24 protein-coding genes and 3 pseudogenes are annotated in these 25182 nt (G+C 64.6%); 14 read left to right on the forward strand and 13 right to left on the reverse strand.

Annotated features, from left to right (window positions below; genetic code table 11):
* Positions 1 to 8 precede the first annotated feature (8 nt).
* The 6 genes from hypF to HV742_RS32515 all read left to right on the forward strand — a co-directional run bounded on the left by hypF (position 9) and on the right by HV742_RS32515 (position 7633).
* Positions 9 to 2366, forward strand: a complete 2358-nt coding sequence (gene hypF, locus HV742_RS12400; RefSeq protein WP_011516277.1) for a carbamoyltransferase HypF — start codon at positions 9 to 11, stop codon at positions 2364 to 2366.
* Between the two features lie 4 nt (positions 2367 to 2370).
* Entirely contained in the window at positions 2371 to 2607 is a 237-nt protein-coding gene (locus tag HV742_RS12405; protein WP_041240127.1) for a HypC/HybG/HupF family hydrogenase formation chaperone, read from the forward strand.
* Complete coding sequence (gene hypD, locus HV742_RS12410; RefSeq protein WP_055401277.1) at positions 2604 to 3746, forward strand: hydrogenase formation protein HypD; 1143 nt, start codon at positions 2604 to 2606, stop codon at positions 3744 to 3746. The genes HV742_RS12405 and hypD overlap by 4 nt, the downstream gene beginning before the upstream one ends.
* 73 nt (positions 3747 to 3819) lie before the next feature.
* The gene (hypE, locus tag HV742_RS12415) at positions 3820 to 4869 is read left to right on the forward strand and encodes a hydrogenase expression/formation protein HypE (protein ID WP_011516280.1); all 1050 of its coding nucleotides are present in this window, start codon (positions 3820 to 3822) and stop codon (positions 4867 to 4869) included.
* A gap of 98 nt (positions 4870 to 4967) precedes the next feature.
* Complete coding sequence (locus HV742_RS12420) at positions 4968 to 6707, forward strand: hydrogenase maturation protein (RefSeq protein ID WP_011516281.1); 1740 nt, start codon at positions 4968 to 4970, stop codon at positions 6705 to 6707.
* Positions 6704 to 7633, forward strand: coding sequence for a response regulator (locus tag HV742_RS32515; protein ID WP_011516282.1), 930 nt, complete (start codon positions 6704 to 6706; stop codon positions 7631 to 7633). The genes HV742_RS12420 and HV742_RS32515 overlap by 4 nt, the downstream gene beginning before the upstream one ends.
* Here the strand turns inward: HV742_RS32515 and HV742_RS12430 are convergent.
* The 10 genes from HV742_RS12430 to HV742_RS12470 all read right to left on the reverse strand — a co-directional run bounded on the left by HV742_RS12430 (position 7623) and on the right by HV742_RS12470 (position 15645).
* Positions 7623 to 8861 carry a ketose-bisphosphate aldolase gene (locus tag HV742_RS12430; protein ID WP_175145325.1) on the reverse strand — a complete coding sequence of 413 codons (1239 nt, stop codon included), beginning with the start codon at positions 8859 to 8861 and terminating at the stop codon, positions 7623 to 7625. The two genes, HV742_RS32515 and HV742_RS12430, sit on opposite strands and share 11 nt — an antisense overlap.
* A gap of 93 nt (positions 8862 to 8954) precedes the next feature.
* The gene (locus tag HV742_RS12435; RefSeq protein ID WP_156358871.1) at positions 8955 to 9128 is read right to left on the reverse strand and encodes a hypothetical protein; all 174 of its coding nucleotides are present in this window, start codon (positions 9126 to 9128) and stop codon (positions 8955 to 8957) included.
* A 178-nt stretch (positions 9129 to 9306) separates the two neighbouring features.
* Positions 9307 to 9510: an HAD family hydrolase gene (locus HV742_RS32075; RefSeq protein ID WP_049799700.1), complete on the reverse strand. Its 204-nt coding sequence runs from the start codon at positions 9508 to 9510 to the stop codon at positions 9307 to 9309.
* A 12-nt stretch (positions 9511 to 9522) separates the two neighbouring features.
* Positions 9523 to 9726: an HAD hydrolase-like protein gene (locus HV742_RS32080; protein ID WP_049799704.1), complete on the reverse strand. Its 204-nt coding sequence runs from the start codon at positions 9724 to 9726 to the stop codon at positions 9523 to 9525.
* 45 nt (positions 9727 to 9771) lie between these two features.
* On the reverse strand, positions 9772 to 10146 hold the full coding sequence (locus HV742_RS12445) for a hypothetical protein (protein ID WP_011516242.1): 375 nt from the start codon (positions 10144 to 10146) through the stop codon (positions 9772 to 9774).
* Between the two features lie 15 nt (positions 10147 to 10161).
* The gene (locus HV742_RS12450; protein ID WP_011516243.1) at positions 10162 to 10458 is read right to left on the reverse strand and encodes a hypothetical protein; all 297 of its coding nucleotides are present in this window, start codon (positions 10456 to 10458) and stop codon (positions 10162 to 10164) included.
* Positions 10459 to 10466: 8 nt separating this feature from the next.
* Positions 10467 to 12824, reverse strand: coding sequence for a nitric oxide reductase activation protein NorD (locus HV742_RS12455; RefSeq protein WP_011516244.1), 2358 nt, complete (start codon positions 12822 to 12824; stop codon positions 10467 to 10469).
* A 12-nt stretch (positions 12825 to 12836) separates the two neighbouring features.
* Complete coding sequence (locus HV742_RS12460) at positions 12837 to 13640, reverse strand: CbbQ/NirQ/NorQ/GpvN family protein (protein ID WP_011516245.1); 804 nt, start codon at positions 13638 to 13640, stop codon at positions 12837 to 12839.
* Between the two features lie 149 nt (positions 13641 to 13789).
* Positions 13790 to 14146, reverse strand: a complete 357-nt coding sequence (locus HV742_RS12465) for a ribulose bisphosphate carboxylase small subunit (RefSeq protein WP_011516246.1) — start codon at positions 14144 to 14146, stop codon at positions 13790 to 13792.
* 77 nt (positions 14147 to 14223) lie between these two features.
* Entirely contained in the window at positions 14224 to 15645 is a 1422-nt protein-coding gene (locus tag HV742_RS12470) for a form I ribulose bisphosphate carboxylase large subunit (protein ID WP_011516247.1), read from the reverse strand.
* A 124-nt stretch (positions 15646 to 15769) separates the two neighbouring features.
* Here HV742_RS12470 and HV742_RS12475 point away from each other — a divergent pair, with 124 nt between their 5' ends.
* Positions 15770 to 16651: a LysR family transcriptional regulator gene (locus HV742_RS12475; RefSeq protein WP_011516248.1), complete on the forward strand. Its 882-nt coding sequence runs from the start codon at positions 15770 to 15772 to the stop codon at positions 16649 to 16651.
* Positions 16652 to 16699: 48 nt separating this feature from the next.
* Here the strand turns inward: HV742_RS12475 and HV742_RS12480 are convergent.
* A pseudogene (locus HV742_RS12480) lies at positions 16700 to 17763 on the reverse strand (IS1595 family transposase).
* A 14-nt stretch (positions 17764 to 17777) separates the two neighbouring features.
* On the opposite strand from HV742_RS12480, the pseudogene HV742_RS12485 reads away from it, so the two are divergent.
* Positions 17778 to 18407 (forward strand): annotated as a pseudogene (locus HV742_RS12485) (IS110 family RNA-guided transposase); the annotation flags it as partial.
* Here the strand turns inward: HV742_RS12485 and HV742_RS12490 are convergent.
* Positions 18403 to 18642: pseudogene (locus tag HV742_RS12490) on the reverse strand (transposase); the annotation flags it as partial. The pseudogenes HV742_RS12485 and HV742_RS12490 overlap by 5 nt on opposite strands.
* Positions 18575 to 19015, reverse strand: a complete 441-nt coding sequence (locus tag HV742_RS12495) for a transposase (protein ID WP_175145503.1) — start codon at positions 19013 to 19015, stop codon at positions 18575 to 18577. The gene HV742_RS12495 and the pseudogene HV742_RS12490, both read right to left, overlap by 68 nt.
* Positions 19016 to 19272: 257 nt before the next feature.
* Between HV742_RS12495 and HV742_RS12500 the strand changes: the two genes are divergently transcribed.
* Genes HV742_RS12500 through HV742_RS12525 form a run of 6 tightly spaced genes read left to right on the forward strand, consistent with a single transcriptional unit; the run spans position 19273 to position 25132 of the window.
* Entirely contained in the window at positions 19273 to 20334 is a 1062-nt protein-coding gene (locus tag HV742_RS12500) for an NADH-quinone oxidoreductase subunit B family protein (RefSeq protein ID WP_175145327.1), read from the forward strand.
* Between the two features lie 39 nt (positions 20335 to 20373).
* Positions 20374 to 22176 carry a nickel-dependent hydrogenase large subunit gene (locus HV742_RS12505; RefSeq protein WP_175145329.1) on the forward strand — a complete coding sequence of 601 codons (1803 nt, stop codon included), beginning with the start codon at positions 20374 to 20376 and terminating at the stop codon, positions 22174 to 22176.
* A gap of 9 nt (positions 22177 to 22185) precedes the next feature.
* The gene (locus tag HV742_RS12510) at positions 22186 to 22629 is read left to right on the forward strand and encodes a NifU-related iron-sulfur-binding protein (RefSeq protein ID WP_175145331.1); all 444 of its coding nucleotides are present in this window, start codon (positions 22186 to 22188) and stop codon (positions 22627 to 22629) included.
* Positions 22622 to 23290 (forward strand): DUF6084 family protein, encoded by a 669-nt coding sequence (locus HV742_RS12515; RefSeq protein ID WP_175145333.1) that lies wholly within the window; start codon positions 22622 to 22624, stop codon positions 23288 to 23290. The genes HV742_RS12510 and HV742_RS12515 overlap by 8 nt, the downstream gene beginning before the upstream one ends.
* The gene (locus HV742_RS12520; RefSeq protein WP_175145335.1) at positions 23268 to 24632 is read left to right on the forward strand and encodes a hypothetical protein; all 1365 of its coding nucleotides are present in this window, start codon (positions 23268 to 23270) and stop codon (positions 24630 to 24632) included. The genes HV742_RS12515 and HV742_RS12520 overlap by 23 nt, the downstream gene beginning before the upstream one ends.
* Positions 24629 to 25132 (forward strand): hydrogenase maturation protease, encoded by a 504-nt coding sequence (locus HV742_RS12525; protein WP_217482379.1) that lies wholly within the window; start codon positions 24629 to 24631, stop codon positions 25130 to 25132. The genes HV742_RS12520 and HV742_RS12525 overlap by 4 nt, the downstream gene beginning before the upstream one ends.
* Positions 25133 to 25182: the final 50 nt, after the last annotated feature.

Raw genomic sequence — 25182 nt, forward strand, 5'->3', positions numbered from 1 at the left:
GAGCCCGCATGCTGATGCCGCGAACCCAGCGCCAGCCCCGGCCCGTCCGCATCCGCATCCGCGTGCGCGGCGTGGTGCAGGGCGTGGGCTTCCGGCCCTTCGTTTATCGCCTGGCGCAGGAACTGGGCGTCGCCGGCTGGGTGCGCAACGACGGCGCCGGCGTGGACATCGAGGTCCAGGGGAGCGCCGCGGCCATCGCCGAGCTGCGCGAGCGGCTGCGCCGCGACGCGCCGCCCCTGGCGCGAGTGGATGAGATCGGCGAGGAACGCTGCGCGGTACAAGCCGACGCCGACGGCTTTGCCATCCTCGAGAGCAACCGTTCCGATGCCGCCGTGCACACCGCCATCGGCCACGACACGGCGGTGTGCGCCGACTGCCTGGCGGAGCTTTTCGACCCCGCGGACCGGCGCTACCGTTACGCCTTCATCAACTGCACCCAGTGCGGCCCGCGCTACACGCTGACGCGCGCGCTGCCCTACGACCGCGCCACCACCAGCATGGCGCCGTTCCCGCAGTGCCCGCCCTGTCTGGGCGAGTACCAAGCGCCGGAGCATCGCCGCTTCCACGCCGAGCCCAACGCCTGTCCGGATTGCGGCCCCAGCTTGATGCTGCTCGATGCGCAGGGCATGCCGGTGCCGGGCGTAGACCCGATTGCCGGAACGGTGGCGCGCGTGCTGCGCGGCGAGATCGTCGCCATCAAGGGCCTGGGCGGCTTCCATCTCGCCTGTGACGCGCGTAATGCCGAGGCGGTGGCGCGGCTGCGCGACCGCAAGCAGCGCGAGGAGAAGCCCTTCGCGGTGATGGTCGCCAACCCGGTGACGGCGGCGCAGTGGGGCGATGTCTGCAGCGGCGCAGAGATCCTGCTCGCGGCGCCGGAGCGCCCCATCGTGCTGCTGCGCAAGCAGCGCATCGTCGACGAGCAGCTGCACGGCGTGGCGCCGGGACTCGCCTGGCTGGGCGTGATGTTGCCCCATACGCCGCTGCAGTACCTGCTGTTCCACGAGGCGGCCGGCCGGCCCGACGGGCTCGCCTGGCTCACGCAGCCGCAGCCGCTGGTGCTGGTGATGACCAGCGCCAACCCCGGCGGCGAGCCGCTGGTCATCCGAAACCATGTGGCGCTGCAACGCCTCGCCGGCATCGCCGATGCCTTCCTCCTTCACGACCGCGAGATCCTGGTGCGCTGTGATGATTCTGTGGTGAGAGCCGAACCCACCGATCACCCATCGCAGCAATTCATTCGTCGTGCTCGGGGTTACATACCGCGTGCCATCAAGCTCGCCCGCAGCGGTCCGTCGGTGCTGGCGCTGGGCGGCTACTTCAAGAACACCGTGTGCCTGACCCGCGGTGACGAAGCCTTCGTTTCCCAGCATGTGGGCGATCTCGACAACGCCGCCACCTGTGAGGCGATGATCGAGGCGGTGGCCCATCTGCGGCAGGTGCTGGACATCCAGCCGCGGCTCGTCGCCCACGACCTGCATCCGGAATTCTTCAGCACGCGCCACGGGGCGGAACTGGCGGCGGAATGGGCCGTGCCCGCCGTCGCCGTGCAGCACCATCACGCCCACATCGCTGCGGTGCTGGCCGAGCACCGCTCGGACGGGCCCGCCATCGGCTTGGCGCTGGACGGCGTCGGCCTGGGCAATGATGGCCAAGCGTGGGGTGGCGAACTGCTGCTGGTGGACGGCGGCTCCTGCAAACGCCTCGGTCACTTGCGCCGGCTGCCGCTGCCCGGCGGCGACCGCGCGGCGCGCGAGCCTTGGCGCATGGCTGCCGCCGCGCTGCACCTGATGGGGCGTGGCGAGGAGATCGCAGAGCGCTTTCCGCAGCAGCCGGGGGCGAAGATGGTGAACCGCATGCTGGCCCAGCGGTTGAACGCGCCGCTCACTTCCAGCATGGGCCGCTGGTTCGACGCCGCCGCCGGCCTGCTGGGCACGCGCGAGACCATGGCCTACGAGGGCCAGGCGGCGATGCTGCTGGAAGGGCTGGCCGAGCGCTGGGGCGAGGGGCTGGCGCTGCGCGATGCCTGGCGCATCGGCGCGGACAACGTCCTGGATCTGCTGCCGCTGCTGGAGGCGCTGTCCGCCGAAGCAAACCCGGCGCGCGGTGCGGCGCAATTCCATGCTACGCTGGTGGCGGCGCTGGAAGCTTGGGCCGTCGCGGCGGTCCAGGACACCGGCGTGCGCACCGTCGCCTTCGGCGGCGGCTGCTTCCTCAACCACATCCTCGTCCGCAACCTGGGTCGACGCCTGGCGGCACGCGGCCTGACCGTGCTGACGGCGCAGCAGCTGCCGTCCAATGACGGCGGCATCGCCCTCGGTCAGGCCTGGGTGGCGCTGCGGTGGGCGCCTCAACTTATGGAAGAGTAGAAACATGTGCCTTGCTATACCCGCACGCATCGCGGAGAAACTCGACAACGACATGGCCCTCATCGACCTGGGCGGCGTGCGCAAGGAGATCTCGCTGGCGCTGGTGGATGACGTCGCCGTGGGCGACTACGTCATCGTGCACGTGGGCTACGCACTGACGAAGCTGGATCCCGAAGAGGCGGAACGCACCCTGAAGCTGTTCGCCGAAGCCGGCATGGTGCAGACGGAGGGTGCGTCATGAAATACGTGGACGAATTCCGGGACGGCGAGCTGGCCCGTACCCTGGCGGCGAAGATCGCCCGCGACGCCGACTCCGGGCGCAGCTACAGTTTCATGGAGTTCTGCGGCGGCCACACCCACGCCATCTCCCGCTACGGTGTCAGCGATCTGTTGCCCGCCAACGTGCGCATGATCCACGGCCCCGGCTGCCCGGTGTGCGTGCTGCCCATCGGCCGCATCGATCTCGCCATCAAGCTCGCGTTGGAGCGTGGTGTGATCCTCTGCTCCTATGGCGACACGCTGCGCATCCCCGCCTCCGAGAGCCTGTCGCTGCTCAAGGCCAAGGCCCGCGGTGCGGACATCCGCATGGTCTACTCGGCGGCCGACGCGCTGGCCATCGCCCAGCAGAATCCCCAGCGCGAAGTGGTGTTTTTCGCCATCGGCTTCGAGACCACCACGCCGCCCACCGCGCTGGTGATCAAGCAGGCCGAGGCGGCCCGCGTCACCAACTTCAGTGTGCTGTGCAACCACGTGCTGACGCCTTCGGCCATCATCACCATCCTCGAGTCGCCGGAGGTGCGCAAGCTGGGTACCGTGCCGCTGGACGGCTTCGTCGGCCCCGCCCATGTCAGCACCGTGATCGGCAGTCGGCCCTACGAATTCTTCGCCGAGGAGTACCGCAAGCCGGTGGTGATCGCCGGCTTCGAGCCGCTGGACGTGATGCAGGCCATCCTCATGCTGGTGACGCAGGTCAACGAGGGCAGAGCCGAGGTGGAGAATGAATTCACTCGCGCCGTCACCCGAGACGGCAACCAGAAGGCCCAGGCCTTGGTGTCGGAAGTCTTCGAGCTGCGCTGCTCCTTCGAATGGCGCGGCCTGGGCGAGGTGCCCTACAGCGCCCTGCGCATCCGCGCCAGCTACCGCCTGTTCGACGCCGAGGCCCGCTTCGGCCTCGCCTACCGGCCGGTGCCCGACAACAAGGCCTGCGAATGCGGCGCCATCCTGCGCGGCGTGAAGAAGCCCACCGACTGCAAGCTCTTCGCCACCGTGTGCACGCCGGAGAATCCGATGGGCTCCTGCATGGTGTCGAGCGAAGGGGCGTGCGCGGCGCATTACAGCTACGGGCGGTTCAAGGACATCGAAGTGGTGGTGGCAGCTTGATGAATTTAACCGCAGAGACGCAGAGGCGCAGAGTTTTCTCCGTGTCTCGGCGCCTCTGCGGTGAGGATCGACGATGAGCGAAGTGAAGAAAGGCTATATCCGGCCGCTGGATTTCAAGCACGGCCGCATTGACATGAGCCACGGCGGCGGCGGGCGCGCCATGGCGCAGTTGATCGACGAGCTGTTCCTGCGCGCTTTCGACAATGAGTGGCTGCGCCAGTTGAACGATCAGGCCTGTTTCGCCGTCACCACGGGGCGCATGGTGATGGCCACTGATGCCCACGTGGTGTCGCCGCTGTTCTTCCCCGGCGGCGACATCGGCGGCCTGTCGGTGCATGGCACCATCAACGACGTGGCCATGGCCGGCGCCCGGCCGCTCTACCTCGCCGCCAGCTTCGTCATCGAGGAGGGTTTTCCGCTGGCGGACCTGCGGCGCATCGTGGACTCCATGGCCCAGGCGTCGCAGGAAGCGCGGGTGCCCATCATCACCGGTGATACCAAGGTCGTCGAGCAGGGCAAGGGCGACGGTGTTTTCATCACTACGACCGGCGTCGGCGTCGTGCCCGAGGGCGTGAGTATCAGCGGCGAGCGGGCCCGGCCGGGCGACCGCATCATCGTCTCCGGTGCCATCGGCGACCACGGCATGGCCATCATGTCGCAGCGGGAGAACCTGCGCTTCGACACCGAGATCGTCTCCGACACCGCGGCCCTGCACGGCCTGGTGACGGCGATGGTGATGGCGGTGCCCGACATCCACGTGCTGCGCGATCCCACCCGCGGCGGCGTCGCCACCACGCTGAACGAGATCGCCCGGCAGGCCGGCGTGGGCATGATGCTGGACGAGGCGGCGATTCCGGTGAATCCGCAGGTGGCGGCCGCCTGCGAATTCCTTGGCCTGGATCCGCTTTACGTCGCCAACGAGGGCAAGCTCGTCGCCATCTGCGCGGCGGGCGATGCAGATCGACTGCTGGAAGTGATGCGTGCCCATCCCCTGGGGGCCCGCGCCGCCGTCATCGGCGAAGTCACCGAAGATCCTCATCACTTCGTGCAGATGAAGACCGCCTTCGGCGGACGGCGCATCGTCGATTGGCTCTCCGGTGAGCAGTTGCCGAGAATATGTTGAGAGGTTGATTTTGAAACGCAGAGACGCCGAGACGCGGAGGAATTCAGAACAGGTTTTCTCGGCGCCTCGGCGCCTCGGCGTTTAATGCAGCGTGATTCATGCGAATACTCTTCCTCACCCACAGCTTCAACAACCTCACCCAGCGCCTCTACGTGGAACTCACCGGGCGCGGGCACGAGGTGTCCATCGAGTTCGACATCGCCGACAGCGTGGCCGAGGAGGCCGTCGCGCTGTTCCGGCCGGATCTCATCGTGGCGCCCTATCTGCGCCGGGCGATACCCGAGTCCATCTGGCGCCAGCACGTTTGCCTGGTGGTGCATCCGGGCATCGTCGGCGATCGCGGTCCCTCGGCGCTGGACTGGACGATCCAGGAGGGTGTGGATGAGTGGGGCGTCACGGTGCTGCAGGCCAACGGCGAGATGGATGCCGGCGACATCTGGGCCACCGAGACCTTTCCCATGTGCCTGGCGAAGAAGAGCAGCCTCTACCGCAACGAGGTGACGGCGGCGGCGACCCGCGCGGTGCTGGCGGCGGTCGGGCGCTACGCCGTGTATCGTTCCGGCGCATTCCGCCCGCGGCCGCTGGACTATGCGGATCCAAACGTGCGCGGCCGGCTGCGTCCGCTCATGAAGCAGGAAGACCGTAGCATCGACTGGCAGCGCGAGAGCACCGAGCAGGTGTTGCGCAAGCTCCACGCGGCGGACGGTTTCCCCGGCGTGCGCGACGAACTGTTCGGCGTGCCCTGTCATCTCTTCGACGCCCATGCGGAGTACCGCCTGCGGGGCGAGCCGGGCGCGCTGCTGGGGCGGCGTGAGGGTGCAGTGCTGCGCGCCACGGTGGATGGCGCGGTGTGGATCGGCCATGCGAAGCGCGCCGACCGCGATGATGCGCTGAAGCTGCCTGCCACCCTGGCCTTCGCCGAGGAGACGAAGGATCTGCCCGAGTACACCGTGCCCCTGTGGCGCGAAGAGGAGGGAGACTGGAGCCCGCTGCGCTACCATGAGGCCGGCGGCGTCGGCTACCTGCATTTCGATTTCTACAACGGCGCCATGGGCACGACGCAATGCCAGCGCCTGCTCGCCGCCTACGAGTTCGCGCGCAGCCGGTCCACGAAGGTCATCGTGCTCCTGGGCGGTGCGGACTTCTGGTCCAACGGGATCCACCTCAATCTCATCGAGGCGGCGGACAGCGCCGCCGATGAGTCCTGGCGCAACATCAACGCCATCGACGACGTGGCCCGCGCCGTCATCGAGACCGGCGGCCAGCTCACCGTCGCCGCGCTGCGCGGCAACGCCGGCGCCGGCGGCGCCTTCCTGGCGCTGGCGGCGGACGAAGTGTGGGCGCGCGAGGCGGCGATCCTCAACCCCCACTACAAGAACATGGGTAACCTCTACGGCTCCGAGTACTGGACCTACCTGCTGCCCAGGCGGGTGGGCATGGCGCGCGCCCGCGCCATCATGCAGAACCGCCTGCCCCTCGGCGCCGCGGAAGCGGCGCGGGAAGGCGTGGTGGATGCCTGCCTGTCCGGCGACGTGGCGGCCTTCACCGTGCAGGTGGTGGCCCGTGCCGAAGCGCTGGCCGCTGCGGTGGACCTGGCACAGCGGCTCGAGGAGAAGCGCGCGCGGCGCGTGCGCGACGAGGCCGTGAAGCCGCTGGCCGCCTATCGCGACGAAGAGCTGGAACACATGCGGCGCAACTTCTACGGCTTCGATCCCAGCTATCACGTGGCGCGCTATCATTTCGTGCGCCGCACGCCGCACTCGTGGACGCCGCGGCATCTGGCCGCACACCGCGACATCGATTGGGGGACAGGCCGCCTGAAGGCCGTGAAGCCATGACGACAAAAACCAGGTTGCCCACCGTGCTGGTGGTGGATGACGAGGTGCGCTCCCAAGAGGCGCTGCGCCGCACGCTGGAGGAGGAATTCGAGGTGCTCACCGCCTCCGGCGCGGGGGAGGCGCGAGGCATCATGGAGCGCGACTTCGTGCAGCTGCTGCTCTGCGACCAGCGCATGCCCGGCATGTCCGGCGTGGAGTTCCTCAAGCAGGTGCGCAGCCAGTGGCCGGACGTGGTGCGGATGATCATCTCCGGCTACACGGACTCCAAAGACATCATTGCCGGCATCAATGACGCTGGCATCTACCAGTACATCCTCAAGCCGTGGCAGCCGGAGCAGCTACTGCTCACCCTGCACAACGCCGCCGAGCTTTACCGGCTGCAGAGCGAGAACCAGCGCCTGGCGCTGGAGCTGCGCACCAGCGAGCCGGTGCTGAAGAAGCGCGTCCACGTTGGCGCGGCTGGTGGTGGTGACAATGGCCGTTTTCAGGCCGGCGGCCTTCGCTTCGCCCAGCTGGCGCGCCACGCCGGGACGAATCTCCACGAGGCCGGCGATCACGGCCTCGGTGTAGCGGCGCGTCTTGTCCTTGTGCAGGGCAGCGACGAACCCGTCCACGTCGCGTGCGGCGAGCAGGTCCGGGTGGTCCTCGGCCAGGAAACGCCGGATGCGCTCCTTGCCGCCGGAGACCTTGAGCAGAACGCGATAACGCTCCAGGCTCCAGTGCCCCAGGTTTGCACAGCCCCCGGCTCGGGAATCCCACCCGAGCCGTTCCACGAGGGGGCCAGGTCGTTCTTGGGACGGTCCGGCGAACGACTTGCCGGGCCCATCGCGGCGAAGGTGGCATTGAACGCCTGGCGGTGTAGCTGCTCGGTTTCGGCGAGGGTGCCGTCCACGTCAAAAAGCAGCGCCTTGAGCGTCATGACGTGACGCCTTCGGTGACCGGAGCGCACGACAGCGGCAGCGTCGAGGCGCCGGTGACCCGGTCGGCGACGCGGAAATCGCTGGTCAGGCGGTCCGCCGCCGCCGGGCGGAACAGATGGTCGGCGAAGGCGACGTGGGTAGGGTGTTGCTTGTAGCTCTCGATGACCTCTGGCGCGGCGAAGCGGATCAGCCAGCAGTGACGGTACCGCGCGCTCTGGTCGGCGACGCTGCCGACGGTGACTTCGCGCACCCCGGGGATTTCCGACAACACCCGCTGCCCTTCCGCCATCAGGGCGCGCAGCCGGACCTCGTCGTGGTTGGGGGCGTTGTAGAGCACCACGTGCTCCACGTTGATCCAGGGGCGGCAACGATCCAGCACCTCCGCCGCCCGTCCGGCGGCGCCGAAGACCCGCAGGCAGCGTTCTACCTCGGCGGCGATGGGCTCGCGCACCCCGGCGAGCAGGGCCGTGTAGCTCCTCGCCCCGGCGCGAGCGGCGGCGCGGATGGCGTCCCCGGCGGCGTCGGCCAGCGCGGTGTAGTAATTGATCTTGGCCACGCCGAAGGTGATGAGCTTGCGGAACTGGTCATCGGACAGGCCGGTGCCGCCATGGATGACGAGGGGCAGCCCCAGCGCGGCGTGGATGTCCTTGAGCCGGCCCCAGTCCAGCCCGGGTTTGTCCTTCATGCGGCCATGCACGGTGCCGACGGAGACGGCCAGGCAATCAACGCCGGTGCGTTCCACGAAGGCCTTGGCTTCCGCCACGGTGGTGTATTGGACCGGGCCGGGATGGCGCTCGGCATCTTCGCCCTCGACACCCGGCACGTAGCCCAGCTCGCCCTCGACGCAGACGCCGCAGGCGTGGGCCATCGCGGTCACGGCCCGGGTCGCGTCGATGTTGTCGCCGATATCCAGGTGCGAGGCATCCACCATCACTCCGTTGGCCCCGAGACGAATGGCCCGGATGGCCGAATCGAGGCTCGCGCCGTGGTCGAGATGGATGGCCACCGGCACCTGGGCGCGCCGCGCCGCCGCTTCCACGGCGGGCATGGCCAGCTCGAGATCGAAGTGGCTGAAATGCGATTCGGCCAGGCTCAGGATCACCGGTGCGCGGGCGCGTTCCGCGCCGACGACGATGGCCTCCAGGAAATCCAGGCCAACCAGATCGAAGGCCCCCACCGCGTAACCGTGGGCATGGGCATGGTCGAGCATGTCCTTCATGTTGACCAGGGGCATGGCGTTTTCCTCCCAAAAAAACGAAGGGCCGCCCCGAGTTTTTTTGTCCCCCTCGGGGGGCGGAAACGGCCAAGCCGTTTCCTGGGGGCGCTCTTAACCGTCCTCGTCCTCGGGGGGCCACCAGCCGGCGGCACGGGCACGCGCCAAGGCTTCGGCGTAGATGCGTTGGTGGCGGGCGCGCAGGTCGTCCGGCAGCTGGCTGGGCAAGCCGCCCGAGGCGTCCCAGCGGGCACTGACCCGCTCGGCCAGGGTTTTGCAAGCGGCCAAGCCCCGAGCCGGCGCAGGTTTCGCTCTCCGGCGCCTGTGCGGTACTCGAAGACCTCGGCAATACGTCGCTGGATGATCTGGCCAGACTGGCAGTTTCCGGAAATCAAGTTCGACCCTGATCGGCGGACGGTCCGTTCGGGACTCGCATCACGCCCGTCCTTGATGCGCACGAGCGGCATCAGGCGCCGCCTCCATGCCACAAGCGCAAGGCAGACACGTTGGTCGCGCGGAGATCTTCCAGCACGGCTACTGCACCGGTGAAGTCCTCCCCGCGCGTCCAGGCATTGACGGTTACCAGCACTGGCAGTCCGGCACCACGTGCCGCACGCACGCCGTTCTTCGAATCCTCGACGGCGAGGCAGCTTGCCGCAGGCAGTTGCATTTGCGTCATTCCTCAAGTGTAGATGTCCGGGGCGGGTTTTTTTTCGAGCGCCTGTTCGCCGGCGCCGATGACCTCGAAGGTGTCAGGCGGCAAATCGGCCAGCGTGGTGGAAAGCAAGACAAATTCGCGAAACGTCGCGTTGAACGCCTGACGATGGACCTCCTCGGTATCCGCGAGCGTGCCATCGACATCGAAGATCACCGCCTGGAGCGTCATCGCGTCAGTCCGGCGTCAATCTGCGGCAGGTGTCCAGAGCCCTCGTCACAGGGTCTTGCGCACCGCATTGCGCAACCGTGCTTCCAGTTCCTCGGCCATCAGCAGCAGTGCCTTGTTGCGAACCTTGGCTGCGCCTTGGTGGTAATCACGCACGGTGCAAACCACCGGCTCATGCAAGGCGGTACGGCCTTTGTCCTGAAAATCCGTCCAGGAGATGACAGGCATGTCGTACAGGCTGGAATCAACCAGCACCCACTCCCCGTCGTCGAGCAGCATGGACATGGGCGGAAAATCTTCCAGACCGAAGCAGGTCTTCACCGGCTCGCGCATCCAGTAGCGCCGCCAAACGTTCCATACTGGTGCCGGGATGCTTGAGGAGTATTCATTCAGAGCGGGACAGTCGCGCAGACGCTCGTACATTGTCGGCCGCTCTCCTCACTCATCCTCGCCCAGTTCCGGGTCCCAGCCCTTGGCGCGGGCAGTCTGAATGGCCCGGTCATAAATTTCGACATGCCGCTTGAGCAACTCCGGCGGCAGGCGGCTGGGCAGGTTGCTGTACTTGTCCCATTCCACCTGCACCTGTTCCATCAGGGCCTGCATGCGGCCGCCCTGCCAGCCGGAGCAATCCTCCGTCTCCGGTATCAGGCCGAACAACCAGCCGTCGAGGACGATGCGGCCGAGTTGGGTGAGGCCGTGCTTGTCGCTGTATAAACCGGGGTATGTGTTTTCCATGGTCTTTCCTATCGGGTAAGGCCGGCATACAGCAGCGGCAGTTTCTCGGGCAGGCGCTGGACATGATCCACCACCATGTAGTTCTTCTGGCCAAAAATTCGTGAGACGTAATTATCAGCGCGTGGGTCCAGGCTCATGCAGTAGGTGGTGACACCAAGTTTTGCCACCTCCTCCACAGCCTTCTTGGTGTCGTAGCGCAAGTATTGCGGGTCGCGCACATCCACGTCGGCGGGTTCGCCGTCGGTAATGACGATCAGGAGTTTCTTGGCCGAACGCTGCAGTTGCAAATGATGGCCGGCATGTCGAATCGCTGCACCCATCCGGGTAGACAGCTGCCCGGTCATCCCGGCGAGCCGGGACTTGGGTGTCTCGTCCCAATGCTGGTCGAAGTCCTTGAACCGGTAGTACTCGACATCGTGGCGTCCGTCCGAACAAAAGCCGTGGATGGCAAAGGGGTCGCCGACCTTGTTTATGGCGTCGGCCAGCAGCACGCAGGCCTGCTGGGTGAGCTCGCGCACCGAATATTCCTGGTCCTGCACTTTTTCGTTGGTCGATTCCGACAGATCGAGCAACACCAGGATCGAAAAGTCGCGGGTCTTGCGCACACTACGCATCATGATGCGTGGATCGGGCTGGTTGCCGAGGCGGATGTCGGTAAGGCTGGAGATCGCTGCGTTGATGTCGATCTCGTCGCCGTCCTCGAGGCGGCGGATGCGCTGCACACCCTGCGGCTGCATGGCGTCGAGCAGGAATTTCATGCGATGGATTTCGCGCTTGTACTGTGCGGTAATCGCCTCGATGATCTGCAGGTCGCCGGCCTTGGCACGCTTTTCCAGCACGGTTGCCCAGGCCGGGCGCTCCAACTGGATCTGGTAATCCCATTCGGAATAATGGAAGGGGTCGGAGACCGGCTCCTTGCCTTCAAGTTCGTTGAAGCTCTTGCCGCCACTCTCGTCACCGATGTTTTCATACGGGAACAACTCGGTGCCGAGCACCCAGATTTCCTCGGCATCGTCGCCGGCCGTCTCGACATCGATCTCGTTGGCCATTTCCATCACGCTGACGTACTTGCGCACCTGTTTGATGGACTCGTAGCCGGCACTGGCTGCCTTGTTGAAATCGAATTCCTCGAACTCCCAGAAGTAGCGGTTGTCGTCGCGGTAGGGGGCGGTGAGCAAATCGGTACGTGGATTGAACGGAATCCGTTTCTGGCCGAAGCTGTGCGCAAGCTGGACGCCAATATCCCATGAAGTCAGGTTGCTATCGAGCTTCTCCTGCGCGAGCGCGAACAGCGCACGGGCCTCGACGATCCACGGGTCCTTGTCCTTGTATGACTCATCAAGCAGGGCGCGTGCAAGACGGTTGAGATAATCGCCCATGCTGCCATTCATCTCGGGCGTGGCCGTGTGCAGCTTGCTCCAGAGTTGCTTGAGGCCGGGAAAGCGCCGGATGGAGAGAGTCTCCACGCGCGCATCCTCGATGACGCTGATCACCGCGATCTGCATGGGATTGAGCGCCTCGGCGGAAATAGGCAGCTTCGTCTCGACCACGTGGGCGGCGCAATGGGCGGCCGTGGCGCGATATAGCTCCAGACCGGACACTGGCTCCTGACCTTCGACCGTGAAATCGTCGAACGCATCCGGCACGTGCAGCAGGTAGTCCTCGATGTAAGGGCGGTAGCCTTCGCGGGTCTCGAAGTCGCCTGACGTGGGGCGCATGAAGAAGTCGCGGGCCCACAGTGCGCGCAGATACATGTTGATGCGGCGCTGCACATCTACCAGCAGGGTGCCCTTGCGCTCCTTCTGCAGCATCGCCATCGACTCCTTGGAATCAAGGCTGAAATAGCGGATCTGTTCTTCGTAGTTGGTGCGGTGTGCATGGGCGCCCCAGAGCGCCCAACGGCGCAGGCCACCGAGGGTGAGGTGCTGGAACAGGACTTCCAGCTTGTCCAGCATCGGCCGCACGCCACGCGGCGCTTGCGCGATCAGGGTATTGATGAACTGCAGGTACTTGATGAAAAGTTCGGCATCACCCAGCCGATTGGCGGCGATGGCCGAAGTGGCGAGCAGCAGCTCGATCACCGTCCCCGAGGTTCGCGAGGCCAGTTCGAGGGAGGCAGTAGCCAGGTCGCCGACAACGTCCTCGCCGACCTCCTTGGCGACCATCGGCGCTTTCTCGATCCAGGTTTCCACCAGCGAATCACCCTTGCCGAGTCCGCGAATGGCGGCCGCACCCTTCAGGTAGTTGTCCAGACCACGCGGCGAGAACACCTTGGTCGCTTCGTGCCAATTGGCCTGCAACGCATTCTGGCTGTGCGGCGACAAGTCCTCCAGCAATTCGGCATAATCAGCAAGATTGAATGACATGGCAGGCTGCCTTTAGAAGAAGGTGGTTACCGCAGCATCGAGCGCATCGCGCATGTCGGGATCGTCGGTGATCGGGCGGACCAGCGCGACGCGGCAGGCGGCCTGCGGGTTGACACCCTTGGCAATAAGCGAGCCGGCGTAGATCAGCATGCGGGTGGACAGGCCTTCGTCGAGGCCGTGCCCCTTGAGGTTGCGCGAGCGTTCGGCAATCGAAACCAGCTTGCCGGCGATGTCGGCGTTGGCCCCCGATTCATGCGCCACGACCTCGGTTTCGATGGCGTGCTCGGGATAGGTGAAGTCGAGACCGCCGAAACGCTGCTTGGTCGACTGCTTCAGATCCTTCATCAGGGACTGGTAGCCAGGGTTGTAGGAAATCACGATCTGGAAATCGGGATGGGCATTGACCAGTTCGCCCTTCTTTTCCAGCGGCAGCACTCGACGGTTGTCGGTCAGCGGGTGGATCACCACGGTGGTGTCCTGGCGCGCCTCGACCACTTCGTCGAGGTAGCAGATCGCACCATGCCGTGCGGCGATGGCCAGCGGGCCATCCTGCCACTCGGTGCCCTGGGCTGAGAGCAGGAAGCGGCCGACCAGGTCAGAGGCGGTCATGTCCTCGTTGCAGGCGACGGTAATCAGCGGCTTGTTCAGCTTGTGTGCCATGTATTCGACAAAGCGCGTCTTGCCGCAGCCGGTCGGTCCCTTGAGCATCATCGGCATGCGCACGGAGTAGGCGGCTTCGAACAACTCGACCTCGTCGGCGACGGCGCGATAGTAGGGTTCCTTGGTGATGCGGTATTGATCGACGATATTGCTCATGCGGGGGCTCCTTGATGAGAACGCGGATTTATCCACGAATGACGCGAACTCGACGGCGCACCATTCGTTGGCAAACTCCTGGAAAACAAAAAGCCCCCGATTGCGCTTGCCGCGCAGCGGGGGCCAGATACTGCCAACCGCCGAGCGACTTAAACCGTCTTGCCGCGGTAAACCACCATGGCCGCGCCTTGCGACTGCTTGAAGTTGTCGTAGCCGACCAGGCGCACGTGGTTGTTGGGGTTGGCCTTGTGGCAGGCTTTGGCCTCGGCCAGAACGCGATCGACGTCGGTTTCACCGAACATCGGCAACTTCCACATGTACCAGTAGGAGTCCATCAGGTACTCAGGCTCGATATGCTCGATAGCCGGGTTCCAGCCCTTCTTCACCAGATACTCGACCTGCCTCTTGATGCTGGCCGCGTCCATCGCGGGCAGGTAGGAAAAAGTTTCGAACTTCCGGCTGGCGGGGTCGGAAAGGCGGGAGTTGTAATCCATTACGTCAGACATTTCATTTCCTTTCAAATTGGGTCCTGATCCCGGGTCGCCAATTGCGGCTCCGGGGTGTCATGCGCTCGGCGCAAGAATTACTTGTGGGCGACGTCCAGCTTGTCGACGGTGTCGAACTCGAACTTGATCTCTTTCCACGTTTCCATGGCGATCTTCAGTTCGGGCGAGTGCGTGGCAGCCTCGGTCAGGATGCTCTTGCCCTCCTTCTCGACGGCGACGCCCTTGTTGCGCGCCTCGACGCAGGCTTCCAGCGCGACGCGGTTGGCGGCGGCGCCGGCGGCGTTGCCCCAGGGGTGGCCGAGCGTACCGCCACCGAACTGCAGCACCGAGTCGTCGCCGAAGATGGTGACCAAGGCAGGCATGTGCCAGACGTGGATGCCGCCGGAGGCGACCGGCATGACGCCGGGCATGGAGCCGAAGTCCTGGTCGAACATGATGCCGCGGCTGCGGTCTTCCTTGATGAAGTCGTCGCGCATGATGTCGATCCAGCCGAGCGTCGCGTCGCGGTCGCCTTCCAGCTTGCCGACGACGGTGCCCGAGTGCAGGTGGTCGCCGCCGGACAGGCGCAGGCACTTGGTCAGCACGCGGAAGTGAATGCCGTGGTGCGGGTTGCGGTCGAGCACGGCGTGCATGGCGCGGTGGATGTGCAGCAGCATGCCGTTGTCGCGGCACCAGTTGGCCAGGCCGGTATTGGCGCAGAAGCCGCCGGTCAGGTAGTCGTGCATGATGATCGGCGCGCCGATTTCCTTGGCGTACTCGGCGCGCTTGTACATCTCTTCCGGCGTCGGCGCGGTGACGTTCAGGTAGTGGCCCTTGCGTTCGCCGGTTTCGCGCTGCGCCTTCTCGGTCGCTTCCTGGACGAAGTCGAAACGCTGCTTCCAGCGCATGAAGGGCTGGCTGTTGACGTTCTCGTCGTCCTTGGTGAAGTCGAGGCCGCCACGCAGGCACTCATAGACGGCGCGGCCGTAGTTCTTGGCCGACAGGCCGAGCTTCGGCTTGATGGTGCAGCCCAGCAGCGGCCGGCCGTATTTGTTCATGATGTCGCGCTCGACCTGGATACCGTGCGGCGGGCCGCCGCAGGTCATGACGTAGGCGATGGGGAAGCGCACGTCCTCGAGGCGCAGGGCACGCAGGGCCTTGAAGCCGAAGACGTTGCCAACCAGGGAGGTCAGCACGTTGACGATGGAACCCTCTTCGAACAGGTCGATCGGATAGGCCACGAAGGCGTAGAAGCAGGTGTCATCTCCCGGCACGTCCTCGATCCGGTAGGCACGGCCCTTGTAGTAGTCGAGGTCGGTCAGCAGGTCGGTCCACACCGTGGTCCAGGTGCCGGTCGACGACTCGGCGGCCACGGCGGCGGCGACTTCCTCGCGGGCCACGCCCGGCTGCGGGGTGACCTTGAAGCAGGCGAGAAGGTCAGTGTCCTTCGGAGTGTATTCCGGGGTCCAGTAGGTTTGGCGATACTCCTTCACGCCAGCGTTGTATGTCTTTGCGGCCATTCGTTTCTCCTCTATGTTGTCGGAAATCTCGCCCGATGAAATTCGGGCTGGTGCAAGTATGAGCAAGTTGCGCACTAATTAAAACTTAATTGATTTTATCTTTATCATTCACTATTATGAATTAATGCACTTGAGTCTGAGACAGATCCGTATCTTCGAAGCCGTCGCTCGGCACCGCTCCTACACGCGGGCGGCGGAAGAGTTGCGCCTGACCCAGCCGGCGGTATTTACCCAGGCCAAGCAACTTGAGGAAGGCGTCGGGCACCCCCTTCTGGAGCGCATCGGCAAGCAGATTTACCTCACCGATGCTGGCCGCGAGGTGCTCGCCACCTGCCGGGAAACGATCAAGGGGCTGGATTGCCTGGAGATGCGCCTGGCTGACATGCAAGGGCTGAAGCGCGGGCGGCTTCGCCTCGCCATGGTAACCACCGCCGAATACCTGCTGCCACGTCTCCTCGGGGAGTTCTGCGCCCACTACCCCGGAATCGAGGCGAAACTGATCGTCAGCAACCGGGAGCAATTGCTGGCCCGCATCGCCAACAACGAGGATGACCTGACCATCCTCGGTGCTCCGCCCGAGGGCATGGACGTGGCGGCCATTCCCATCGCCGACAATCCCTTGGTCGTCATCGCGAGAAACGATCACCCCCTGGCCGGGGAGAAGGCAATTCCAATGGCACGTATCGCCGAGGAACCGTTCGTTTTTCGCGAACCCGGGTCCGGGACACGTCTCGCCACTGAACGGCATTTTGCCGAGCACGGCCACAAGCTCAAGGTCCGCCTGGAACTGGGCAGCAACGAGGCGATCAAGCAGGCCATCGCCGGCGGCTTGGGCGTGTCCGTGCTCTCCGGCTACACGTTGGCGCTGGAAGGACTCAGCGGCTTGGTGCAACCTCTCGACGTGCAGGGGTTTCCTTTGATGCGCAAATGGTACGTCGCCTATCCGAAGGGCAAGCACTTATCGGCGGTGGCCGAGGCGTTTCTTGGCCATTTGCTGGGCAAGTAGAGGTCAGGAGCCTTTCTGAAAGCGGGGTATCCGGATGAGTGCGGTTGCTTAGCGGCGCCATGGGCTGCGAGGAATTTCCAGGTGGAGAGATGATGGTGCGCTTTTTGCGGAGCACGGAGGCGCAGGACTATCTTCCCCTGCTTTTCTGGGTCCCGGGTTTGCCACGAGGTCTCGACAGGAGATGGGATGCATAGCGACCGACTGCTCAAGGAGTCGGTAGAAGAGCATTCCCCTGGCGCGCGAACCTCTGGGGTTAAATCGGAAGGTAAACTCGTCCAAGTAGGCTTGCATATGATCCGCACTGAAAGAACCTTGGTGGGTGCCGAGCAGCCACCTTTTCACGAGAGACGCCACGCGGTGGACTCCGGGGAGAATTTCGTGCGCGTCCATGCCAGAGCCCTTGATGGATGTGCTTCGATGAACATAGTCACTCCCCGCTGCCAGCGGGTAGGAGGCCAGTCCGTCGGTGAGAATCTTGGCGCCGGGCTCTATATGATATGAGTAAGGAGAAAGGATCGCAGCGTATCAGCCTCCGCGTTGGGAATGACTTGAATGCGACAGCGACCGAATCCTTTTGGCGGGATCTGCTCCACGGCCACAGCAACGAGAACCTTGCCGGCAGCGCCTCTCCCGCGTTTTTGGGGGCGAGCACCGCCAATCATCGTTTCATCCACCTCCACATCGCCGGAAAGTCGCGTGCGTTCAGCGTGCCCAATGGCACCACGAAATCGGTGCAGCATCGCCCAAGCAGTTTCGTAGGATCCAAACCCCATAAGGCGATGGAGCGTTTTGGCCGAACCCCCGTTTTTCGCTGCTGTCATGTGCCAAGCGGCGGCGAACCATATGGTGAGGGGCGTTTTCGTGCGATGGAAGATTGTGCCCGCCGTTGCCGAAATCCTGCGACGGCACGCTTTACACCACCAACGGCCATCACTCATGCGCCATCCCGCATCTCCAGAACAGCCCGGGCAGGAAAAACCGTCCGGCCAACGCAACCAGTCCAGATAATCGAGGCAGGCAGCATCATCAGGGAACCAGCCGAGAAAATCAGCGTAGTCCTTTGGGTAGTCCTTTCCCGCTTGCGGCCTCGGCCGCGATCCAGTCGTCGCCATCGGGGCGTGCTAGCATCGCCGCACTCATCCGGATACCCCGCTTCCCCAATGCGGCGGGTATCGATGTGGGCGCGTCGAGTCATTGGGTGGCCGTGCCGCGGCATTCGGCGAGCGAGCCTGTGCGGGAGTTCGGCACGATGACCGACGATCTGAGCGCACTGGCCGACTGGCTGCTGGCGTGCGGCGTCGACACGGTGGCGCTGGAATCCACTGGCGTGTACTGGATTCCACTGTACGAGGTCCTGGAGCAGCGCGGTCTGAAGGTGTGGCTGGTCGACGCCCGGCAGATGAAGTACGTGCCGGGGCGCAAGAGCGACGTGCAGGACTGCCAGTAGCTGCAGAAGTTGATGAGCCTGGGGCTGCTGCGCGCGGCGTTCCGGCCGGGCAATGAGGTGTGCGTGGCGCGTGCGGTGGTGCGTCAGCGCGAAGTGCTGCTCGCCGAGCAAGCCTCGTGGGTGCTTCGCATGCAAAAGGCCCTGGTGCAGATGAACATCCAACTCGGCGAAGTCCTGACCGATGTAATGGGGATGACGGGCCAGGCCATCATCCGCGACATCGTTGCCGGGCAGCGCGACCCCGCGCTCTTGGCACGGCACCGTCACGGTCGGGTCAAGGCCAGCGAGCATGACATCGTGCGCGCGCTTCGGCATAGAGCTTCTTCAGGCCAGGAATCTTGGCGCAGGCCTGCGCCACGACCGGCGCAGCGGCATCTCGGTCCTGCACGCTGGCGGCGGTGATCGTGACGGCCAGCAACAGCCCCAGCGTATCGACCACGAGGTGGCGCTTGCGTCCCTTGACCTTCTTGCCCGCATCAAAACCCGTTTGCCCGCTTTGGGGCGTGCTGCGGGTGGTGATCGCGGCGCTCGGCTCGGGGACTTTCCCGGCGCATCGGGAGATGCCAGCAATGCGCCCGCGATTCCTCGCCATCCCAGAGCCACACCCGCTGCTTGAGATAGCCGGCGACGACCTCGCCCTGCTCACCTTCGCGCACCGAAAGGCGGCGCCAGCGGGAGGCGGGCTGGGCTGCCGCCCACGCGGCCACTGTCAGGGGCGCCGTCCGTGCCTGCGGGCGGCTCGGCGCCTTGCCCCGCAACGAGCGGCGTTCCGGCACGGCCGGCGCCGGGTCGGCGAGATAGACGGTCTGATCGGAATGCACTTCTGCCAGAAAGGTTTCCCGTTCCTCAGCAAGGGCGCGCAGCATCCAGGGCAGATGGCCGTAGCCGGCGTCAAAGACGGTGTAGGCGAAGCGTATCGCCCGGTTCCGGCGTCCATTCTGTTGACGTCAACCCCACCGGCGGCATCCCGGCCAGGGTCACCTCCACCAGGCCCGGCAATTGCTCAACCGCCGGCGCCATTACCTTCAAGCACATCCTCTCCCAACGGGATCTTGTATTTTTTCATTGTTACACTAGTCTTGATCTAAGCGTTGGAGTTTTGCCTAAACATTGCTCAGCCGCACCGCCGTGGCGGTAGGCCCCGACGCCACATGATCTCAGAGGAGGGCGCGCCATGGCAGAGGTATCCTCCAGCCCCTGTGGGCGCAAAACCCAACCCCCACCCGCCGTGGCAGAAGTCCACATCCTGTGGATCACGGCGGGGCTCGGCTGCGACGGCGATACCATCTCCATCACCGCTGCCACCCAGCCCAGTATCGAGGACATTGTCCTGGGAGCGATCCCCGGACTCCCGAAGGTCCACTTGCATAACCCGGTCCTCGCCTATGAGAACGGCGACGAGTTGATGGCCTACTGGCACAAGGCCGACCGGGGCGAGATCGAGAACTTCATCCTGGTGGTCGAAGGCTCCATCCCCAATGAACGGATCAAGTCCGAGGGTTACTGGGCCGCCATGGGCGTGGACGAAAAGACCGGGCAGCCCATCACCACCGCAGAGTGGCTGGATCGTCTGGCCCCCAAGGCCCTGGCCGTAGTGGGTGCTGGCACCTGTGCCACCTACGGTGGGATTCACGCCATGGCCGGTAATCCCACTGGCTGCATGGGCCTGGCCGATTACCTGGGTTGGGACTGGAAGTCGAAGATCGGTATCCCCATCGTCAATGTCCCCGGCTGCCCGGTCCAGCCGGACAACTTCATGGAAACGCTCCTGTATCTGCTCTATCAGCTCGCCGGGCGCGCCCCCATGATCCCGCTGGACCAAGCCCTGAGGCCCAAGTGGTTGTTCGGCAGGAGCGTGCACGACAACTGCCCTCGAGGTGGCTACTACGAGGAGGCGAACTTCGCCAGGGAGTACGGCTCGCCCAAGTGCATTGTCAAACTGGGGTGCTGGGGGCCCGTGGTGCAGTGCAACGTCCCGAGGCGAGGCTGGATGGATGGCATCGGCGGCTGCCCCAACGTGGGCGGCATCTGCATTGGTTGTACGATGCCCGGGTTTCCGGACAAGTTCATGCCCTTCATGGACCCGCCCCCCGGGGCCGCCCTGTCCTCGAACCTGATCCAACCTTACGGCCGGCTGATCCGGGCGCTGCGCAGGCTCACCAACTCCACCCTCAACAAGGAGCCCAAGTGGCGCCACAAGCGTCCGGAGCTGACCACCGGGTACAAGACGAAATAACGAGCTGCAGCAGCCTTGGCCAAGCCTGGGAGAAAGACCATGTCCACTGAGCCGCAAACCGGACCGACCAGGACCATCACCCCGAACAAGCTGGTGGAGATGAGCTGGGATCCGATCACACGGATCGTGGGGAGCCTGGGCATCTACACCAAGATCGACTTCCAGAATCGCCGCGTTGCGGAGTGCCACAGCACCTCATCCATCTTTCGCGGCTACAGCGTCTTCATGCGCAACAAGGACCCGCGGGATGCCCACTTCATCACCAGCCGCATCTGCGGCATCTGCGGCGACAATCACGCCACCTGCGCGGTGTATACCCAGAACATGGCCTTCGGGGTGAAGCCGCCGCCTCTGGCCGAGTGGATCATCAACCTCGGCGAGGCCGCCGAGTACATGTTCGATCACTGCCTCTATCAGGACAACCTGGTGGGAGTCGACTTCTGCGCGCAGATGGTCAAGGAAACCAACCCGGGCCTGCTGATCCAAGCCGAGCAGACCGAGGCACCCCATGCGCATCTGCACGGCTATCGTACCATCGCCGACATCATGCAGGCCCTCAATCCCTTCAGCGGCGACTTCTACCGCGAATCCCTGCAGATGAGTCGTCTGACCCGGGAGATGTTCTGCCTGATGGAAGGGCGCCACGTCCACCCCTCGACGCTCTATCCTGGTGGCGTGGGGACGGTGGCCACGGTCCAAGTGTTCACTGATTATCTGACGCGGCTGATGAAGTACGTGGAGTTCATGAAGAAGGTGGTGCCCCTACACGATGACTTGTTCGACTTTTTCTACCAAGCCCTGCCAGGCTACGAAGAGGTGGGTAAGCGGCGGATACTGCTCGGTTGCTGGGGGGCGTTCCAGAACCCTGTGGTCTGTGACTACGACTACAAGACGATGAGCCAATGGGGGCGCTCCATGTTCGTCACCCCGGGGGTGGTGGTCGACGGCGAACTGATCAGCACCGACCTGGTGGAGATCAACCTGCAGATTCGCATCCTGCTGGGCAGCTCCTTCTATGACGATTGGGATGGCGGGAAGGTCTTCGTTAAGACCGACCCTCTGGGTAACCCGGTGGATCAGCTCCATCCCTGGAATCAGACTACCCTTCCACGACCACAGAAGCGCGATTTCAACGACAAGTACACCTGGGTCATGTCGCCGCGCTGGCTCGACAAGCGCAGCGGTGATCACCTGGCGCTGGATACCGGCGGGGGGGCCATCGCCCGGCTGTGGGTGACGGCCCTGGCCGGGCTGGTGGATATCGGGTACATCAAAGCGACCGGCCAAAGCGTAAAGATCTATCTGCCGAAGACCGCGTTGCTGCCAGAGGTCGAACTCGAGTGGAAGATCCCACAGTGGAGCAACGCCCTCGAGCGCGATCGCGCGCGCACCTATTTTCAGGCATATGCGGCGGCGGCGGCACTTTATTTCGTCGAGCAGGCCTTGGAGGAGGTCCGCGCAGGCCGGACCGAGACCTGGACCGCGTTCAAGGTCCCGCAGGAGGCCATTGGCTGTGGCTTTCACGAGGCGGTGCGCGGCGTGCTGTCCCACCACATGGTGATCCGCGATGGGAAGATCGCCAACTACCATCCCTACCCACCTACCTGTTGGAACGCCAGCCCGCGGGATATCTATGGCACACCGGGCCCCTATGAGGATGCGGTGCAGAACACACCGATCTTCGAAGAAAACGAACCGGGCAAATTCAAAGGCATCGACATCATGCGCACCGTGCGCAGTTTTGATCCCTGTTTGCCCTGTGGGGTCCATATGTACCTGGGCAAGGGGAGGACGCTCGAGACTATCCACTCGCCCACCTTCGGCCGGGCATTCGGATCCTGAGGCGGCACGATGGAAAGCGCGGCGTTCGAGCAGGAGGTGCGGCGGATCGAGGCGCTGATCCAGGTGTTGGAGGGCCTGCCCGACCCGACGGCCCGGGAGGCAGCGAAGGAACTGCTGCAGGTCGTGCTGGACCTGCACGGTAAAGGGCTCGCCAGGATCTTGAAGCTGGTCTCCGAAACCGGGACAGCAGGCCAGACGCTCCTCGATGCCATGGCCAAGGACGATCAGGTTCGAGGCCTGCTGCTCTTGCACGGGCTACCCCCGGACGATGCAGAGGTTCGGGTCCGGCAGGCACTGGACAGCGTGGCGTCCCATCTGCGTATCCAAGGTATCGGCGTAGCGCTGATGCAGGGCCTGTCCGGAGGACCAGAGTTCGAGGCGGTCATTCGTGATTTCTTCACCCGACTCAAGGCGGGTGCGCATCCGGTGGTGGAGGTGCGCTCCGATGCCTGAGCTCGACTTCCAGGTGCTGGGCGCAGAGGTGGCCCGTTACGCGGCATCACCGCAGCTTGTTTTCAAGCTGCAGCTAACCGCAGCCGATACCGAGACGCCCATCCACCATGTCATGCTCCAGTGCCAGGTCCGGATCGAGGCCATGCAGCGGCGTTACCAGCCCCGGGAGCAGGAGCGGCTGCTCGAGCTGTTTGGTGCTCCCGAGCGTTGGAGCCAGACCCTGCACAGCCTGCCCTGGACCTCGATCAGCGCGCTGGTACCGCGGTTTCAGGGTAACTGCATGGTCGATCTACCAGTTTCCTGCAGCTACGACTTCAACGTGGCGGCGACCAAGTACTTCTATGCCCTGGAGACGGATGAAATCCCGCTGGGCCTCCTGTTCAGCGGCTCGATCTTCTACCAGGATCCGGAGGACGGGCTGCAGATCGACCGTATCCCCTGGGACAAGGAGGTCTCCTTTCGCCTTCCCGTGGGAGTGTGGCGGGCGATGATGGCGCATTATTACCCCAACAGCGTCTGGCTGGTGCTGCGCCAGGATGTGTTCGACCGACTCTACCAGTACAAGCGACACCAAGGGCTCGCCACCTGGGAGCAGACCTTGGAACGCCTGCTGGGCCCTGCGGAGGAGCTGCCTGATCATGGATCTCACCGAGGTGAATAAAATCGTGGAGGCCGTCCTCTATGAGGGCTATATCCTCTACCCTTATCGGCCGTCGGCGGTGAAGAACCAACAGCGCTGGAGCTTCGGCGGAGTCTACCCCCGAGCCTACAGCCAAGCCCAGGGCGATACCGAGCCTTGGAGTCTGCAGACCCAGTGCCTGCTGCAGGGAACACCGCAGACGGTGCTGCACGTGCTGGTGCGCTTCCTGCACCTCATCAATCGCGAGGTCGGTGCTCTAGCGCAGCCGCTGCCGGAGCTGTCGGCAGGAGTCGAGCCCCCGATGCGCAGGGTCGACCTGCTCGAGATCGGTGACCGACGCTACTATCGCTGGCAGGAAGCCCGGGAGCAGCCTCTGGATGTGGCCAAGCTGGGCCTTGATGAACTGCTCGACGCCCCTCGGCGGCTTCCCTTCGCCGTTGCCGGTGGGCGCGAGGTAGAGCCCGTACGCGATGCCACGGGCGCGGTGACGGCTCTGCTGGTGCGAACCTGGCAGGCGCTGGCCGGTCATGTCGAGCTGACGGCGGAGCCGGTCGTAGACGCTGTGTTCCGGATCACGGTGCGGGTTGCCAACCTCACCCAGGTGGGCGGGGCTCCTGTCCGGGAGCAGGCCTTGCGGCATGCCCTGGTGTCGACCCATACCATTCTTGGTCTGGAGCAAGGCGCGTTCATCTCCTTGTTGGATCCTCCAGCCTCGCTGCGCGAGGCGGCGGCCCGCTGCGACAATATTGGCACCTGGCCAGTATTGGTCGGCGAGCCAGGGGAGACCGACACCCTGCTCTCCTCCCCTATCATCCTCTATGACTATCCCCGGATCGCCTCCGAGAGCCCGGGCAGCCTCTTCGACGGCACGGAGATCGACGAACTGCTTACACTGCGCATCCTGACCCTGACTGAACAGGAGCAACGGGAAATGGCGGCGGTGGACGAGCATGCCCGTGCGCTGCTCGAGCGGACTCAATCCCTTTCCCAGGCGCAACTGCAGCGGCTGCACGGAACGTTGCGCAGCCTCCGCTCCGAGCCAGCCGGGCTGGCGGATCCCTGGCGTGGCTGGGATGACAAGGTACGACTGACCCGCTGGCAGGTGGGCGGAGTCGAGCTCAAGGCCGGGGATCGTGTCCGCCTGCGCCCCGGTGCCTCGGCCGACATCCTGGACCTGGCGCTGGCGGGTAAGGAGGCCATCGTCGAGGCCATTGAGTGCGACCTGGAGGGCCAGGTCCACATCGCGGTGGTGGTGGATGAGGATCCCGGTAAGGATTTGGGGATGCAGCGGCTGCCCGGTCACCGGTTTTTCTTTGCCCCGGAGGAAGTCGAGCCGCTCGCCAGCAATGGAGCGCGGCGGTGAGCGAGAAACCCATCCTCATCGCCGGCATCGGCAACATCTTCTTTGGTGACGATGCCTTCGGTGTCGAGGTCGTCCAGCGTCTGGCCCGGCGTCCGCTACCCCCTGAGGTGGAGGTGCTGGACTTCGGGATTCGCGGGCTGGACCTGAGCTATGCGCTTCTGGATGGTTGCCGGGCGGCGATCCTGGTCGACACCACCTGCCAGGGCGGCAGACCGGGCACGCTCTACGTGATTGAGCCGGAGCCAGAATTGCCGAGCGAGCCGTCCTTCCAGGACATGTCGATCTCGCCTCACCACATGGACATCGCCAGCACCCTGCGCCTTGTGTCTACCCTGGGCGGAGCCTGCCGGCAGATCGTCCTGGTGGCCTGTGAACCGACCTCGTTCGGCCCGGAGGAGGAAGGCCGGATGGGGCTTAGCGAGCCCGTTCTGGCGGCGGTGGATAAGGCGGTTGGGCTGATCGAATTCATGGTGCAGCGGATGCTGAAGGAGATGCAATAAGGACGAGCAGTCAGTCAATTCATGAATCGAGAGGGTTACCAAGGAGGTTG

The organism is Achromobacter ruhlandii, from assembly GCF_902859695.1.
GTDB lineage: Bacteria > Pseudomonadota > Gammaproteobacteria > Burkholderiales > Burkholderiaceae_B > Achromobacter > Achromobacter ruhlandii.